Origin of the sequence: Maledivibacter halophilus (genome assembly GCF_900167445.1) — a bacterium.
Classification (GTDB): domain Bacteria; phylum Bacillota; class Clostridia; order Peptostreptococcales; family Caminicellaceae; genus Maledivibacter; species Maledivibacter halophilus.
The window spans coordinates 198,899-216,327 of sequence record NZ_FUZT01000011.1 but is presented as its reverse complement, the minus strand read 5'-3'; the positions used below and the strand labels follow the sequence as shown (position 1 = coordinate 216,327).

At 31.6% G+C, this 17,429-nt stretch carries 20 protein-coding genes and 1 pseudogene; 19 read left to right on the top strand and 2 right to left on the bottom strand.

Annotated elements, in window-relative coordinates:
• Positions 1–299, bottom strand: a 299-nt coding sequence (locus B5X81_RS20235) for a transposase (protein ID WP_170917515.1), incomplete at its 3' end; no start/stop codon positions are given.
• Positions 300–557: 258 nt separating this feature from the next.
• On the opposite strand from B5X81_RS20235, the gene B5X81_RS20230 reads away from it, so the two are divergent.
• The 19 genes and pseudogenes from B5X81_RS20230 (at position 558) to B5X81_RS20145 (ending at position 14,827) form a co-directional block, all read left to right on the top strand.
• Entirely contained in the window at positions 558–1,877 is a 1,320-nt protein-coding gene (locus B5X81_RS20230) for a hypothetical protein (protein WP_244282174.1), read from the top strand.
• Positions 1,878–2,682: 805 nt separating this feature from the next.
• Positions 2,683–3,072, top strand: a complete 390-nt coding sequence (locus tag B5X81_RS20225; RefSeq protein WP_079494340.1) for an ABC transporter permease — start codon at positions 2,683–2,685, stop codon at positions 3,070–3,072.
• Between the two features lie 162 nt (positions 3,073–3,234).
• Complete coding sequence (locus tag B5X81_RS20220) at positions 3,235–3,426, top strand: hypothetical protein (protein WP_208985106.1); 192 nt, start codon at positions 3,235–3,237, stop codon at positions 3,424–3,426.
• A gap of 381 nt (positions 3,427–3,807) precedes the next feature.
• Positions 3,808–4,203 carry a RidA family protein gene (locus tag B5X81_RS20215; RefSeq protein WP_079494338.1) on the top strand — a complete coding sequence of 132 codons (396 nt, stop codon included), beginning with the start codon at positions 3,808–3,810 and terminating at the stop codon, positions 4,201–4,203.
• A 332-nt stretch (positions 4,204–4,535) separates the two neighbouring features.
• Complete coding sequence (locus B5X81_RS20210; RefSeq protein WP_079494337.1) at positions 4,536–4,814, top strand: hypothetical protein; 279 nt, start codon at positions 4,536–4,538, stop codon at positions 4,812–4,814.
• 389 nt (positions 4,815–5,203) lie between these two features.
• Positions 5,204–5,380, top strand: a complete 177-nt coding sequence (locus B5X81_RS20205) for a ribbon-helix-helix domain-containing protein (RefSeq protein WP_244282173.1) — start codon at positions 5,204–5,206, stop codon at positions 5,378–5,380.
• 127 nt (positions 5,381–5,507) lie between these two features.
• Positions 5,508–5,798: a hypothetical protein gene (locus tag B5X81_RS20200; protein WP_079492815.1), complete on the top strand. Its 291-nt coding sequence runs from the start codon at positions 5,508–5,510 to the stop codon at positions 5,796–5,798.
• A gap of 758 nt (positions 5,799–6,556) precedes the next feature.
• Complete coding sequence (locus tag B5X81_RS20195; RefSeq protein WP_079494335.1) at positions 6,557–7,960, top strand: cytochrome D1 domain-containing protein; 1,404 nt, start codon at positions 6,557–6,559, stop codon at positions 7,958–7,960.
• Between the two features lie 439 nt (positions 7,961–8,399).
• Positions 8,400–8,705 (top strand): hypothetical protein, encoded by a 306-nt coding sequence (locus B5X81_RS20190; RefSeq protein WP_079494334.1) that lies wholly within the window; start codon positions 8,400–8,402, stop codon positions 8,703–8,705.
• Positions 8,706–8,817: 112 nt separating this feature from the next.
• Positions 8,818–9,015 (top strand): hypothetical protein, encoded by a 198-nt coding sequence (locus B5X81_RS20185; protein ID WP_079494332.1) that lies wholly within the window; start codon positions 8,818–8,820, stop codon positions 9,013–9,015.
• Positions 9,016–9,215: 200 nt separating this feature from the next.
• Positions 9,216–10,010 (top strand): hypothetical protein, encoded by a 795-nt coding sequence (locus tag B5X81_RS20180; RefSeq protein ID WP_139380405.1) that lies wholly within the window; start codon positions 9,216–9,218, stop codon positions 10,008–10,010.
• A gap of 19 nt (positions 10,011–10,029) precedes the next feature.
• Positions 10,030–10,221: a hypothetical protein gene (locus B5X81_RS27910; protein WP_079494329.1), complete on the top strand. Its 192-nt coding sequence runs from the start codon at positions 10,030–10,032 to the stop codon at positions 10,219–10,221.
• 542 nt (positions 10,222–10,763) lie between these two features.
• Positions 10,764–11,069: a MerR family DNA-binding transcriptional regulator gene (locus tag B5X81_RS28215; RefSeq protein ID WP_244282172.1), complete on the top strand. Its 306-nt coding sequence runs from the start codon at positions 10,764–10,766 to the stop codon at positions 11,067–11,069.
• A 30-nt stretch (positions 11,070–11,099) separates the two neighbouring features.
• Positions 11,100–11,525 (top strand): helix-turn-helix domain-containing protein, encoded by a 426-nt coding sequence (locus B5X81_RS28210; RefSeq protein WP_244282171.1) that lies wholly within the window; start codon positions 11,100–11,102, stop codon positions 11,523–11,525.
• A gap of 104 nt (positions 11,526–11,629) precedes the next feature.
• Complete coding sequence (locus B5X81_RS20165; protein ID WP_208985105.1) at positions 11,630–12,310, top strand: nucleotidyltransferase domain-containing protein; 681 nt, start codon at positions 11,630–11,632, stop codon at positions 12,308–12,310.
• 441 nt (positions 12,311–12,751) lie between these two features.
• Positions 12,752–13,348 carry a TetR/AcrR family transcriptional regulator gene (locus B5X81_RS20160; RefSeq protein ID WP_079494328.1) on the top strand — a complete coding sequence of 199 codons (597 nt, stop codon included), beginning with the start codon at positions 12,752–12,754 and terminating at the stop codon, positions 13,346–13,348.
• A gap of 16 nt (positions 13,349–13,364) precedes the next feature.
• Positions 13,365–13,904, top strand: coding sequence for a GNAT family N-acetyltransferase (locus B5X81_RS20155; RefSeq protein ID WP_079494326.1), 540 nt, complete (start codon positions 13,365–13,367; stop codon positions 13,902–13,904).
• A gap of 333 nt (positions 13,905–14,237) precedes the next feature.
• Positions 14,238–14,516: pseudogene (locus B5X81_RS20150) on the top strand (AAA family ATPase); the annotation flags it as partial.
• A gap of 92 nt (positions 14,517–14,608) precedes the next feature.
• On the top strand, positions 14,609–14,827 hold the full coding sequence (locus tag B5X81_RS20145) for a hypothetical protein (protein WP_079494323.1): 219 nt from the start codon (positions 14,609–14,611) through the stop codon (positions 14,825–14,827).
• 16 nt (positions 14,828–14,843) lie between these two features.
• Here the strand turns inward: B5X81_RS20145 and uvrA are convergent, their stop codons facing one another.
• Complete coding sequence (uvrA, locus tag B5X81_RS20140) at positions 14,844–17,375, bottom strand: excinuclease ABC subunit UvrA (RefSeq protein WP_208985104.1); 2,532 nt, start codon at positions 17,373–17,375, stop codon at positions 14,844–14,846.
• Between the last annotated feature and the right edge of the window lie 54 nt (positions 17,376–17,429).

Here is a 17,429-nt window from a genome sequence, read left to right as displayed (position 1 = left end):
GTTCTTTCATACTTTTCAATAATCTTAGGTTCGAATTCTCCGTTTCTATCCCTTGGAACCTTCAAATCAGTTTTACCAAAATTCGTTTGAATAACCTTTTTGCTATATCCATTCCTACTGTTACCTGAATTATTACCATTAGGATCATTTTTACTATAACCAAGATGATGCTCAAGCTCTCCTTCTAAGGCTTCCTGTATTGTTTCTCTAAATATTATCTTAATAGCTTCTTGTATTTCATCTACTGTTTTACAATTTTGTGCTAACTCTTTTACCGTTAAATTATTAAAGTTTTGCATAAATAGTCATCTCCTTTTTATTCCTTATTATTGGAATTATTGACCATTTACACAAAACTTTATACATTCCCATTTTATATGTTTTTTTCAGAATATTTTCAAGTAGATTCAGACTTAATAAAAACTTATGGAGCAGTAGATATTTCGTTAGTGTGTGATATTCCTTTGTTTATTGATCCTATGCTAATTTTTAATAGTAATAAGCCCGAATATCAATCTTTACATCAGGAAATCATACGGTATTTCCATTTTTTATATATGAAATCAAAGGCAGGGTTATCTACTAAAGAAATAGATGCGTGGTTTAACTTTAGCGAGGTCCCTAATAATTGGTTGGGTTATTCTATGGTTGGAAATAAAGGATTGGCTTTAGGACATAAATTTGCTAAATTCCTATATGATAATATTGAGTTTGCACTTAGTACAAATGGAATATCCAGAAGTCAACATATTGAAAAAGCAATGTTACTTTACGAAGGAAGCGGAAAAGATAAAATTAGTGACTTAACTGTGAATCTTATAAAAAGATTCCTTTGCGAATATACAGAAGAATTTGCAAAAGAATATATAAGTCCTGATTTATGCTGTATAATTCCTGTCGACAAATCTTATTTCAATTATGAAACAGAAAGTTTTGTAAGTAAGGAGTATACACTTCCATTCGTATATAATGAAAAAGGGCAAGTTGAATATGTTTTATTAACCCCTTTTGATATTCTGAGGGAGGATGAACCATCAATAAATAGAGATGACTTTTATAAAAGTCATGAACGTATCCGTGCTTCTATTGAAAATGATAGTTTGAGGGCATATGTAAATAACTATATTATGCAAGCTGTGCGACGATATGAAGAAAATCAGAAAAAAAATCGGCAAGCTATTAGAGAAAGATCAATTCAGAAGATTGAAAAAGAAGCTTTTCAAGAGATTGTAAAAGAGTATCCAGAACTATATGATTATTACATTAAGCTACAAGAAGAAAATACCGATGAAATAAAGATACAATGTATGCAAGAATTAAACAATCAATTAGAAAGACTTTTAATGGCTCCAAAGAATTTGATTTCTCTCTTTATCTCAAATGAATATACTTTTGATAAAAACTTACCTGCGAGAGAAGAAGCTAAAAGAAGACTTGCCTTTTTTAAACATATTATTGAAGATTGTGACGGATATAAAAATTTATATGTTAAAGGTGAACAGATTGCAAAAGAAAATGACTTGCAAAGGTTGTTTCGTTTTGTATGGTATGGAACTAATTTTAAAGTAGATGCGGAGGTAAATAACGGAAGAGGCCAAGCCGATTTTATTGTATCGATGGGCCAGCATAATCAAAATATTATCGAATTTAAACTAGCAAGTAATTCAAGACTGAGTCATGTATTTACACAAGTTGAGATATATGAAGCAGCTAATTGTGCAAATGGAAGTTTGATAGCTATATTCTACTTTACTGAGAGTGAATATAGAATAGCCCAACAAGTAGTAATAAACGCTGGATATGAAAGCATGATCAATGAATCAATTTTTTTAATTGACTGTAGAAATGATAATAAAGCTTCTGCTTCAATAGCATAAAACCTTGTTGAAGAAAAATAAATACAAATTTGTATGGGAATATTTTTGAAATTTTATTTTCATGAATAAGATCTATATAGCAATATCAATAAATAATATCAACACATCTATTGGTAGATAGATGGTAAGTAATCTGGTTCCATTTCTGATTTTGATTTTAAAGGATTATCTTATACAGTAGACTATATGTTTACTTTAGATAGACTTACTACTTGTAGTATATTTCTATGTTTAGTTTGGTAAATTTCTATGGTAAAAGAGAACTTTTATTTTCCACTAGGGAACTGCTGGGTCTGTACGACATCTTTATTGACTACTCAAGGCACGTGGAGACAATTGTAAGATTATGTCGTTACAACCCTTGATTTTACTAGCGCTTCAGCAGGTTTGCGATTTCTATTCTTTTAGCAAAAACAGTGAAAATTACCCTGAAAAAGACCTAAAAAGGAGTATCGAAATAAGAATTGCTATATGATATGGTATGTGGGAACACGTTCTTAACTGTTGGATTTCTATTGAAAATTTAATGAACTTAAGTTTTGTAGTTTTTATTAAAGACGTTGGTTTTAACCCGTTTATTTTTAAAAATAAAACTCAGTGTTTTCGAGACGCTGAAAAAGTCTCCTTTTTAGATTCACCATACAATATATGCACATTAGCGTGTGGATCAATATGATATATTGTATAGGAAATCTAATTACAAGGACTTATTCAGTACCTTTGTATTTTCAATAGTTTTATAAACAGATGTGTATTAAAATTAAAGGAAAAAAATATATATATTATTATTGTAGGAATTATAATATTGTCATACATTCTAAAAGTTGTAGGTATTTTTATTGGAGTAAGTATAACTTTTGAAGAGTTTTTACAAGGGTTTATTACATATTTAGGAGCAGAAATACTAACGTTTATTGCTATACTTCCAATTATGTTTGTAGCTTTTATGAGTAAAAAAGGTTTTTGGGTATCCATATGTGTTACTATCGTTTATGCGTTAATATCATTTATTGGTATTTGGTCACCAATTCTATCTTCTGTTTTGCCTATTATATCAATATTAAGAATATGTGATATAACTGCACTTAGAATTGAGTATGCATTTCCCATGTCTATAAATCTGACTAGCTTAGCTATTATAGGTTTTATTTCGCTAACTGGGATAATATATGCGGCTAAAATACAAGAAGCCTAATTTAAACTTAGCTAACCCCCTAAATATAGTTATATTTGACTGCATATATAAAATATATAGAATATAAGTCATCTAGGGGTTAAAATAAAGTAGTGAAAATTTATCATCTTTCTATCGAAATACTCTAAAAAATTCTATGAAGAACATACTGACGATTTACTTTTGCATAAAGCGGCAAAGGCGGCTTTTGATAGCTTAGAGAATAAGAAATTACCTACGGTTAAGGCTCTACAGAAGGAATATTCTGAAATGCTTTCCAAAAAGAAAAATATACTGACTGCAAAGGCAAATGTTGACCGTCTTTTAGGCGAGAATATACTGGAGAAGGAAAAAAAACACAAAGAGCAGAGGTAATCTTGCTTATGATTTTTCAGCTCCCAAAAGGAGCGTAGCCACACAATTTATTGTGTGTTCAATGGGGATTAGGGATACTCCCCAACAAGCAGATTTGGCAAAAATCCCGTAAGGGAATTTTATGCAAAATCGTAAGGTTGTACCACCTTGCCCTGCTTTCCACTTTTGCAAATGAATACTTGACAAAGTTTTTGGTCAATCATATAATTGCTTGAAAGGAGGTGGCGGAATGAGATTGGTTTTAATTAATAGTAATATAAAAAATAACAAGCATTCCATCTCTGTTTTTGATAGATAAATTTCTAGCAGTGGATAACTGTATATTGTTGATAGTATATAGTGTTAGAAATTATTTATCCAATAGAGAAAGGATGTTATCGAATGAATAATAATGTAGTTACGAGATTATCTTCATCAGGAATAAGCAAAGCAGTAGGTAATTATACTCATATAACAAAAATAAAACCTAATTCAACGTTTTATACATTTTCAGGACAAATTGGAGCGGATTTAGGTGGAAATATTCCTGAAGAGTTTAATCAACAAGTAAAAAATACATTTATAAATATATCAAATCTACTTAAGAGTGTAGATTTAGAGCCGGATAATGTTATAAAGGTAAATATATGGTCAAGAGAAGAAATTGATTGGGAGTATTTCGATAAGATATACGGTGATTTTTTCGGGGAAATCCCTCCTTCTATGACAATTGCTTATGTAAATGCTTTAGGTTTGGAAGCAATAAAAATAGAAATAGAAATATGGGCTGCGAGATAATGAAGAAGTACACCTTATATAAATTTGATAAAGGGGAATACAGAAGATTTTTGCATGACATTGGGAAGACGGTAATGCACTTGGTGAGTTATATGGAATATCTAGGAAAGAATTTGCGAACTACCTTGAAATTTCAGAACGTCATCTATATGGGATAGAATGTGAAGGTCATGCAATGAGTCCTAAAATAGCAAAATAAGAAAGGAAGTATCGGGGAAATTAAGACTGATACTTCCTTTTTTACTAATTAAAGTTTATAATTTCCTATTGAAAAAGGGTACAATAAATTTAGCTATATTGATCAAATCAATATGTTAGGAGTAAAGTAGGATATGAAAACTATAGTTATTAAGGAGTGCACAGATATTACAATTGAAAATACTTATACTTTTGATATATCTAAAATAAATGTAATCCATTGTGTCGGTTGTTGGAGTCGTTGGTGGAAGACGCCGAGAAAATGTATGTTTAAGGATTTAAACGAATTTTATCATGAATATATTACCGCAGATAAAGCTATTTATTTTGCGAAAATAACAAGGGGGCTAAATAGAAACCTTACAAGCTTACAAAATTTAAATCATGCATATTTCAATTTTTCTGTGATATAGGATTTAACGATTTAGGTTGGCACAGAATTTTAAACAAGAACAATGATTATGATAAAAGGTTAGATAGACCATTTTTATATTAATGAAATTGTAAGGCTATTCTTCCGCCAAGGAAATATCAGCTATCCACAACATCATTTTTGTCTACCCAAGGCATGTGGAGTGTTGCTCGCTGCTGGCTAGGAAGAAATAATAGGTGTGATAGTTATAACTCGAAGTCTTGTAAATACAGGGTTTAGACGAATTTTCAAGTAAAGCAAAGCTGATAGGATTTTAATAATCTTATGGGCTTTCTTGTATCTAAAACTAAAATTAATATTTTGATATTGACATTTTGGGCTACATATTATATTCTAATTATGGGCTACAAAATACAAGGAGGTGAATATGTGCCTAAGAAAGTAGGCAGACCAACTGATAATCCTAAAGGTAAACCTATTCATGTAAGACTAGATAAAAAAAGTGATGAAATACTAAATAAATATTGTAATGAATATAAAGTTAGTAGAGCTGAAGGCATTAGGCGTGGGATAAATAAGTTGGAAAGCGACTTGAAAAAAAAATAGAAAGAAGCGGTGAACGCCCATCAAGCAATTGCACCACTTCTTACATACCACTATCTAAAATAGCGGTAAATCTATTATACCCTGTTTGAGATAGTAATTCAAGAAGTTATTACAAGGAGGGGAGTTTATGTCAACTGGATATATAGAACATTTAAAAGAATTATTTTGTGATATCCATGAAGGTGTAATGAAGAATTTGCGTGAAACTGATAAAGAGTATAGTGAATTAGTAAGAAATAATATAGAAGAAAGCATTAAGATTCGGGAAATACTTAAATCACTTAATGATGAAGATAGGGCATTTATTTTAAGAAATAAAGATTGTACTGGAAGGCTTGAATGGATAGAAAGGGAAACCATTTATTTTCAAGGATATAAAGATTGTATTAAGCTTATGAATATTCTTGAGCTTATATGATGATTGCATAATAAAATATTACAAATTCAAATAGTAAGAAACTGATTTGACCGGTAAAGCATATTGTAGAAGGCTTTATCGGTTTTCTTATAGGTTAAATAAGTAGTTTCTTTTGTTAAAATGAAGACTATAAAAGGCTAAGTAAAACAATAGTAAGGCACGTAGTTAATTGAAATATATGTCAAAACAATGTGTAATTTTGGTATGGATTCAAGATGAGTTGTAGAACTATATGAAAGATCAACTAATATAAATAAAGTAATATTTTAAACTCAAATGCTTTAGTCGTTGGAAATTAGTAGTGAATTTTTTTGAAGGAGTAATAATATCGTAAATACGTGTATGTGGAAGTATTAATATGCAGAACATTATTGATTATTATACTGATAGTGAGGACCCTTGTTTAGGGCAATATATAGGTGTTTCTATATCCATTTTTATAAACTCGGACCGTAGGCTGTAATTTATAACAACCTACGGTCTTCTATTGATACTATGCATCAAGTTAAACACTTACTCTTTAATAAAAAACCGATGAAACCCTTTGTCAATTGATTTTAACTTTAAAAACAAAACTTAATCCATATTCTCAAAAAACTTAAACATTATAAGTAGTTATTATTATACTGCAATGGCTTACTTTACTACTCAACCGTCTCTATTAACACCGAACACTCTATTATTTTCTCAACAGTTATTCACTCATTATTATATAACTTCATATTTTGTAATGAGAAAATTTTAAGGAGGTGATTAATATGCCTACTTTGGCTTATGTTGTAAACCCTAATGAAGTAACAGTTATAGATACAAGTACTAATACTGTTGTAAATACTATACCTATACCCACTACCGATCCTAATGATTATGCAGTATTGATTGCAATAACACCAGATGGCAAATTTGCTTATGTTACAAACCTTAATGGTTTCGTATCTGTTATAGATACTTGCACAAATACAGTTGTAGATACGATTAAGGTTGGTTTTAACCCCATAGGCATAGCAATAACACCAGATGGTAGATATGCTTATGTTGCAAACTCTTTTGACAATAATGTATCTGTAATTGACACAAGCACTAATACTGTGGTGGATACTATCCCTGTTGGCAGAGAGCCTTTTGGAGTGGCAGTAGCCCCAGATGGGAATTTTGTTTATGTTGCAATTGCACTAGAAAGTAGAGTATCCGTTATAGATACTACTTCAAATACAGTGGTTGATACCATACCTGTTACATTTTTTCCTCACGGCATCGCGATAACTCCGGATGGCAGCTTTGCTTATGTCTCAAATAATGAACAGCCCCCTTTAACTACTACAGTTTCTGTAATTGATACAAGTACTAGAACAATGGTGGATAATATACCTGTCGGTTTCGTAGCAACTATTATAGCAATAACACCAGACGGAAAATTCGCTTATGTTGCAAATGCTGGTGATGATAATGTATCTGTAATAGACATTGCCACAAATACAGTTATCGATACTGTGCCTGTTGGATCACACGACTATGGCGTAGCAATAACACCGGATGGAAGATTTGCCTATGTTACAAACGCTGGTGATGATAATGTATCTGTAATTGATACAAGCACAAATACAGTGGTAGATATCATCCCCGATGGAAATACACCTTTTGGCATAGCAATAGCAAATATTCCTCCATGCCCAACACCTTCAAATAGAATCTGTATTGAAACAACAAGAGTTTTTGACTCATGTATGTTTGAAGAAGAGCGACAAAAAACTTTTAAAATTCCCAATTTAATTGAAAATCAAGATATTCAATGTGAAATTGTAGAAACTAAATGTAGTATATTGGATGTAACTAAAATAGATGAACAAGCAGATTTAGCCGATGTAAGACTGCAAATAAAAGTATTGGTACATTTTACAAGTAAATATTTTAATAACGATGGTTTTAAAAGTGTAATATGTTTTGAGAAAAATATAACTCTTTTTGTTCCAGAAGGTGCAGCTGTATGCTGTGATATTAATGATTCAACCTGTGAATGCATCCAATCAAGTAACGTATCTTGCGATTCAAAATCTTTCGGCAAAATATACTGTACTGTCAAAGTAACTGTAGTTGTTAAGTCTAAAAAACTTGTTCAGATTGAAGTACCTTATTTAGGGAACTGCAAGCCACGAATTTGCTAACTTAACTAAAAATAATCCTCAGTTTTAATACCTGAGATTTGTGTCTTTCAATTTTGAATCGTTTCTATTTCGCACAGTTTTCATTGGTAGAAAACATTTATGTATTTCTGCCAAATAATTAGGACGAACAGAGTCATTCGCCTCTACAAAACATGAGATTAACGATCAATACGTAGGGTGGGACGACTCTGTCCTACCTTTTATTCATTATTTAATTTTACTCTCTACAGAAATTTAAGTTTCTTTCCATTACTATCAAATCACCTGGAGGAGTGGATGTTTCTCCAGCCTTTTTATTTGCATTTACATAAGTGCAAGGGGTCAAGGTTGAAAAGTTGAATTAATCTAATATACGTTCAAGGGTATTTGAAACAAAGGAGAATAAAGAAGAGTATTTGATAAAGATAGTTATTTATTAAGTCTTATAAGGTATATCCATATGAATCCTGTTAAAGCTTGTAAGGAAGAAGGATTAGAATATAAATGGAGTAGTCATAATGAATACCTTAAGCAAAAAAGTAGTATGATTAATTGTGAATTTCCCTTATCTTTATTTTCATATGACAAAAATCAAAGAAAGAAAATGTATATAGAGTTTATTATTGAAAAAGAAATTGATAAAGAGCTAAGCATACAAGATGTTGACGAAATCCCCTTTGAATTAGTAAAAAAGGATATGATACTGTTATTTGGAGAACACCAAAAGGAATTTGTGATACATCTTATGGTCTTCTCAAGAAAATAGGGAAAAATGCAAATAAATTTTAATTGTACTATCAATTGAACCAGATCATCCATTAAATGTACGCTATCTTGAATCTATTTTAAAAGATATTTTAATTGCAGAAAGGGATTGTTTGTGGTCTACGTATATAGCTGAAGAGCCAGAGTGGTATGGTGATTCATTTTCTGTTCAAAAGATTTTAATTTGGGCTCAAAATAATTCCTTTGATATGATTGAAATAGAACGATTAGAGCTTTTAGCAACCCTTATGATTTGGTTTACGAGCACAAGTAATCGTTATGTACGCGATACAGCAACGAAGATACTATAAAAAATATTTTTTCAACATCCTAATATTATTATTCCTTTTTTACAAAAGTATGCACAAATAAATGATTTATATATAGTTGAACGTTTATATGCTGCTATTTTTGGTGCAATAGTATATCTGCATGAAAAAGTTTAATTCAAAATATAGCAAAAGAAGTTTATATTATAGAATTTAAGGATGGATTGCCTACTGAAAATATAATGATTAGAGAATATGCAACATTAATCATTGAGTATGCTAACTCACAGAACGCATTAAGTACAGATATTATTTTAGAGGATTGTAGACCACCATTCAATAGTAAATGGCCCTATGATATTTTTACTAAAGAAGAACTTTTGTCAAGAGAGGAGATTTATGGTTTATCATATTCTCTATATGATTTTGGAGATTTTCAGAAATATAGTATGAGATGTGTAGAAAATTGGTCTAATACACCAATAGACGATGAAGATTTTATTTCTGGAACAACTTTGCAAGAAAATTTTTTATATGAATTAAATGAACAAGCACAAGAATTATATGAAGAATATATAGAATTAGATAATCAAGAATCAATTCTATATGATGAAGCACTTGAAAAAGATTATTCGCCTCTTGATATATTTATAGGCAATCTAAAAGAAGAAAATAAAAAATTATATGATGAATATTCTCAAAATGAAATAAAGATTGATAAGAAAAAAGAAGCTATTAAAAATCAGTTATTTACTATGTTTTCTAAAGAAGAGAAACTAAAATTTGAAGAATTAGATCATTTATACAATGAAAAACATATCCAGTTTGATATTGATATAGCTGCTCGATTGGTACATGAAAAAGTCATTGAACTTGGTTGGACCAATAAATATTTTAAGAGTTTTGATTCTACTTATTCACATGATACTGTCAGTAGGTATAGTGATAAAAGAATAGAGAGAATTGGGAAAAAGTATCAATGGATTGCTTTATATGAGCTCTTAGCTAAATTATCAGATAATTTCAAAAGGAAGTAGAAGGGCATTAATCAAAATATTGTCTCAAAAACATTTAGAGTCTCCAGATGTTTTTGCACCTCCTTCATTTACGAGTGAAATTTTCCATGGTGAATTTCATTGGCAACCCTATTTTGAAAGATTAGATATCACTAAAAATAAAAACATGTGGAAAAAAGAAGGTCGTAGTTTTGATATTCATATACCAACATATGAATATTCTTGGGAATAGAATGCTAATGATAGCTCATTAGTTAATTCTATTAATATATATTTACCTTCTCCTATTTTGGTTAAAGAACTTAATTTACACACTAAACCTAAAAGGTATGGTATTTGGTTTAATCAAAATGAAGAAGTAGTTTTCTAAGATCCTAGTGTTGAGAATGATGGGAGAGGATATACGCTTGTTAATAGCAACTATTTGTTTGAATGGCTTGATTCCAATAATTTAGAAATTATTTGGTTTGTAGGTGGGGAAAACAATTTAATGTTTTTTTGATATTAATTGACTGATAAGTCTTGTAGGATTCAAGAAAATATAGAATTATTGAAGATAGATTTTTGCAATTAGAACAAGATACAAAGAATAAGAAATAAAATAGATGAATGATAGCTGTTTAAATAAATTGATTCACATCAAGGGGGTACCAGATACTTATGACATAATTATTGTATGTAGAATGTATTGTCAAATTGTGTTGGAATAGGCATACAAATATCTGATTTATAATTAGGAATAAAGAATAAATTTTAACAGAGTGGCTAGTAATTATGGAGAAAAAGAAAAATAAGTATAATGTTAGTGATTTGTCTAAAATGTTCGACATTCATCCAAATACCGTAAGACTTTATGAAAAGTTAGGTTTTATATGGCAGGCACAAAGAAATAAAAATAACTACCGTGTTTTTAATAAACTTCATGTTATGCAAATAAAGGTATGTAGGAGTATCTTTGGCTATCCTTTTACAAATAGGCGCATAAGAAATTCTGGAAATGAGATTCTGTGGGCAATAGCAAAGAAGCAGTGGGATACTGCAAAACAATATACACACTCCTATATTAAAATAATTGATTAGGATATTACGACAGCACAAAATGCAGCTAATATGTTACGCTATTGGGCAAATCCAATAAGCCAAAAAAGAATTGCATTAGCAATTAGCAAGCTATCACGTAAGAAAGTAGCCGAATACTTAGGGGTTACTGTAGAGGCAGTACGGAATTGGGAAAGAAACAGTTTAATCGTTTCAGATGGAATAGGTGGAAAGGGCGAAACACTTTATTCGAGTGATGATTTAGGAAGAATTTGTGCCATATGTATGCTTTTACAGGTGGGATATAGTATAGCTTCAATTCACCGTAGCATATCAATGTACGATAAAGGTCACGCTGAGTTAGTCGCTTTCACACTGAACAATCCAGAGTATCATAATCTCATTTCAGTTGGAGACCATTGGCTTTATGAATTAAATAAACTGATGAAGGCAGCTCAAGAAATTCCATTAATTATTGATGAGATGAAAAATATATAATAAACCTTACATTTGTACACCACCTATTATTTTTATGCTATTTTAATTATAAAGGATGGTGTAGGTTTGTTAGAGCTATCCTAAAATTAATTAGGAGGTTAACTATGAAGATAATTACTGAAGAATTTGAAGGCAAAATTAGATTTTCTATTTCAAATTTTGATCTAAAGTATCAAGAGATTTTTAAAATGTGTTTTTACAGCGAATCAAATGGGGTTTATTACAAGGATTTTTCTGTGGATTATCAGTATATTGATAATGTTCGAAAAAACTTTGAATTATCTGCTGTAGATATGTTTAAGCAATTAGGTTATTTTTCTGAAATTCCATGGGAAGATGCTTTAAAATTATTTTGTCAAAAAATAGAAGGTTATGATATTGATTGGTGGCTAACCGGGAGTTGTGCATCTTGTCTTCGTGGAATTCCATTAAAACCGCATGATATTGATATTATGGTTGATTCAAAAGACATTCATTTAATTGAAAATCTTTTTGCTGAATATTTAATTGAGCCTATTGTTAATACCGGGGGATGGTTAACTAAAGACTTTGGCGTTATATTTTTAAAAGCAAGAATAGATATTGCTTCAGATCCGGTTGAAAGTCTAGATATTCCTATTCCAATTGATTGTGGACCAACAGCAAAAAAAAATTTGGAAACGATCCATTGGGAAGGGTTTGATATAAGAATCCCCCCCTTAGAACTACAATTGAACGCAAATAAAAGAAGAAAACGTGTAGATAGAATTAAATTGATTGAAAGCTATATTGCATCAATAAAGTAAATTCATCAGCATCTTTCGAACACCAAGGAACCACCAGCTTCCTACAACATCATTTTTATCTACTCAAGGCATGTGGAGACAGTTGTGTGACTATATCGTCGAAACTCTTGATTTTACTAGTGTTTCAGCAGTTTTGTAATTTCTATTCTTTTAGCAAAAATAGTGAAAATCACCCTGAAAAAGACCTAAAAAGGAGTATCAAAATAAGAATTGCTATATGATAGGGTATATGGAAACACGTTGGAAATGGGTAGATTTTTAGCTTTGAAAATAGAAAATAGGTAGTGAAAAATCACTGAATTCGAATGAGTGGATTCAGGATTTTTTAGTGGCTATTTTCAGACTACTTCAATGATTGTTAAATAAAGGATTGACAAATTGAATTTATAATTATACACTAAAATAGACAACAATGTCTATTTTGATACAGGAGGATTCTCTATGCCACAAGTAAGTGAAAAATATTTAGAAACTCGAAAAAATAACATAGCAAAATCTGCTATAAATGTTTTTTCTAAAAAAGGATATTCTAACGCTTCAATGAAAGATATTATGAATGAGGCTAAAGTATCGAGAGGCGGATTATATGCACATTTTGAAAATATTGATTCTGTTTTTATAACTGCATTAAAATATGATGATTCTTTACAAGTCAATCAATTATTAACTCCTAATTTAAAAGAGCCTTTACTACCTCAATTAAATGCCTGGATTTATGACATACTTTTATCCATTCAAAATAAAGAAATTAATTTAGTGCGTGCAAAGTCAGAATTTTTTCTTTCTCATGATATTGAAGAAGTTCCATATCTACGAGAAAGACATGAGAGACTTTCACAAAATATTCAACAATTTATTAATAAAGGGATTGAGAAAGGTGAATTTAAAAAGCAAATTGATGTAAGTTCTTTTTGTGAATTGCTTATATCGATGATTGATGGGGTTATGCTACATCAATATTATCAATATTCTTCTAACACTAATCTTTTAGACATACTTAATTTAATGAATAAAATGATTGAAAATATTTTAATTTAAGAGAGGGATGGTATGAATGTTTGAAAATAAAATTATTAGGTTACGGAAATTGTCCACTAATGATTATATTACTTATCATGATTGGCGTAATGATATAGAGGTCATGAAAACTACTAGTCCTCAACTTGATATGTACACTTTAGAAGAAACAGAACAATATATTTCAGCAATTGCTTCTCAGTCTAATGCTAAAGGTTATATAATTGAATATAAAGAAACTGGACAAAGTGTCGGTATTGTTTCCCTAATTAATATAGATTATAAAAACCGTTCTGCTGAATGCATAATTGATATTGGTGTAAAAGATATGTGGGGAAAAGGTATTGGAACAGCAGCTATTTCTTTAATACTTGAATTTGCATTTAATGAATTAAATTTGCATCGAGTATATTTACAAGTGTTTTCTTTTAATGAAAGAGCAATAAAACTTTATGAAAAAATGGGGTTTATACATGAGGGAAAATTTCGACAAGCACTTTATCGTAGGGGAAAATGGCATGACATTGTCATTATGAGTATTTTGAAAAATGAATATAACCAAAATTTTGTAAAATGAAACAACAAATATTTATTACTTGATTTTTTTGTTATAAGATGTAGTTAAAGAGCCAATAATATGAGATTTCATCTTCATATTATTGGCTCTTTTTAGATTTTTTAGTGCTTGATTATAGAAAAAGTAAATTAAGCTCAGAAAGCTGATTAGTAACCATTACTTAACTTCAATATGTTCTCCAGAAATGGTCTCTGTTTGAGTCGATCCATCTTTTCCAATATCGAATTTGCGTTAATCCCTTTCTAATGCTTTCTGATTTTGAATTACTACTTGAAATTTTAAAGTTGACATCAGCTTTTTCAAACTCAACAAGAATAACGTGATAATCAGGCAAGTATGAAAGACTGTTTTGGGGTTGAAAAACCAGAAAAATTAGATAGAATACTTTATCATCTAATGATGGATGTTATTACTGAAAATGATCTGCCAGCAAAAGAGCATTACATCATAGAAAAAGAAGGAGTATATATTATTCCAAGTAGTATTGAACTATCAGCCGTTGAGATTAACCTTGTCAGTACCATGAGTAGGGGAGATGTTCTTAAAACAATTATTGATGAGATTAAGGATGACTATGACTACATACTTCTTGATTGTATGCCATCCCTTTGATTAATAACATTAAATGTCGTGGCAACTTGTAATAGTGTCTTAATTCCTGCAACACCTGAATATTTATCTGCTAAGGGGTTAGAGCTCTTGAAATGATTGAAGAATCATATGGTGAGAATATCAAAATATTTAAGACTTGTATTTGTATAATTAATGTATTAATGGAGGTACCTATGGGACTTAAGAAAAGGCTAGAACAAGATTTATTGTGTGAAAAATTAAGATGTAGAGTTAAGTATTTTATAACAAAATACAGAAAGACTCATGATGAGGAAAAGATAATTAAAAGGCTTGTAGCACCATTAAAGTGATACAGGCCTTTTCTCTTTATCTATTAGAAATAAGTTGTGACAGAATCAGTCCTGTTGCGGAATTCGAGTGTTTCGCAACTTCTTCCGGGGTACCTTGAACAACGATTTGTCCACCATGATTTCCACCTTCTGGTCCAAGATCAATTACCCAATCAGAAGCTATAATTACCTCTGGGTCATGTTCAATAACAATGACACTATTGCCCATTTGAACCAAACGACGAAATATTCGAATTAAACGATTTGTGTCATGGGGATGCAGCCCACAAGTAGGTTCATCAAAAAGATACATCGTTTGATTTCCAGTCTGCTTTGATAGCTCTTTTGCTAGTTTTAATCTCTGTGCTTCACCACCAGATAATGTCGTAGAGGATTGTCCAAGTCCAAGATATCCCAATCCTACATCCTGTAGAACTTTTAGCTTTTTAATAATTTTTTTCTTTTGCTCAAATAACACTACGGCGTCATCAACGCTGAGATCAAGTACTTCAGCAATGTTAAGTCCTTTGTATTTTACAGATAATACAGATTTTTGATATCTTTTTCCCCGGCAAACAGGGCAGACTACTTCAACATTAGGAAGAAAGTTCATGGGAATTGACAGCTTACCAGCTCCTTGGCATTTTTCACATCGTCCACCGGGTACATTATAAGAAAAGTGTTTTGCTTGTAATCTAGTATTCTGTTTTGCTGAAATAGAGGCAAATAAATTTCGAATATCAGAAAAAATGTCTGTGTAGGTTGTTGCATTGGAACGTGGGGAGCGTCCGATGGATGTTTGGTTTATTACAATTACATTTTCTAAACTTTCAAAGCCCTTAAAATTATCTTTATTGTTTCTAAGGGGCTGATGAAAATAGGCGTCAGCAGCTTCTGCCAGTTCTCCAAATATCAAACTTGATTTGCCCGCTCCGGATACACCTGTCACAGTAATAAACTTTCCAAGTGGTATATCTAGACTCAGGTTTTTCAAGTTGTTTTTATTGGCATGGCGAATGGTAATGCTATTTCCATTTCCACATGATTTTATGTACCTTGGAGTATGGATGATACCGCTGAGATATTTCCCTGTAATGGATTCGGCACAGTTTATAATTTCAGATATATTTCCAGATGCCACAATTTGCCCACCGTTCTTACCTGCACCGGGACCAAAATCTATAATATGGTCTGCTGCCCGTATGATTTCAAGGTCATGCTCAATGACAACAACTGTATTTCCCATGTCACGAAGCCGACACAAGGATTCAATAATTTTTGAAGTATCTCTGCTATGAAGCCCGGTGGATGGTTCATCTAAAACATAAAGTACACCTGTTAAACTGCTTCCAAGAATGGAAGCGAGCTTAATTCTCTGAGATTCGCCTGACGAAAGAGAAACGCTGGGCTGATTTAGGTGGAGATAACCTGCTCCTACCTTAACGATACGGTCAGTACGGCGTATCAAATCCTCCAAGACTTGATGAATAACTGCCATTGCTTCCGGAGTCAAAAAATCCCTCAGGCTTTTCAGCCAATTGCTCAATTCTGTCAGCGGCATTGACAACGCTTCTGTGATATTGATACCATAGACCTTTACATCAAGTATATCCTTTCTGAACCGTATACCGTGGCAATCCGGGCATTTCTGCTGTATCAAAAATTTTTCGATCCGTTGCTTTGCGCTGTATGATTTTTTTTCATCATAGCGGCGCATCAAGTTTGTCACAACTCCTTCAAAACGACCTTCAGGAACGGTCTTGGGAGGTTTTTTATCAGGAAAATGCCGTATAAAATGTTCGCTCAAAACCCCATAAAGTAATAAATCCATAGCTACTTCACTATATTGTTCAATAGGCAAGGAAAGGTTAAAGTTAAATCCGTAATATTTGGCAGCATTTACAAGAGAAGAGCCATATCGGTCAATATATACTTGATCCCAACCTTGTATAGCGAACTCACCAATACTTTTTTTCTTGTCAATCAGCAGATTGACATTGGGTAAGCTAACGATCCCGATACCTTTACATGTTGGGCAAGCTCCAGACGGTTTATTAAAGGAAAAGTGGCTTGCGGTGAGTTCCACAATGTTTTTGCCACAATGGGGGCAAGGCATCATACGTTCATACATCTCAGTCGATTCTACCGTTTGATCTGGTATCTCTGCAAATATTTCTCCAGTTTCTTCTGCATAGTTTTGTGTAATAGTCTTACCGCAATAAGGACAAGGTCTTTTGCCCAATTTTGAAAATACAACTCTTAAATAAGGGGAAATCTCAGTGACAGTGCCTACTGTGGAACGTGGGTTACGATTTGCATTTTTTTGATTAATGGAAATGGCTGGTGAAAGTCCTTCGATAGAATCCACCATTGGCTTAGATCCCATTTCCATTGTCATCCCCATTGACTCCATATATTGTCTTTGACACTCCCGCTGCAGGGTTTCCATCGCCAATGTTGATTTTCCACTACCGGATAGACCTGTAAAAACAATCAGTTTATTTCTGGGAATTTCTATGTTGATGTTTTTTAAATTATTTTCACGAGCACCTCTAATTACAATATTCACAGTATTATACTCTCCTTCCATAAGTGTAAATTATTTGTACAAAGAAAGTATACC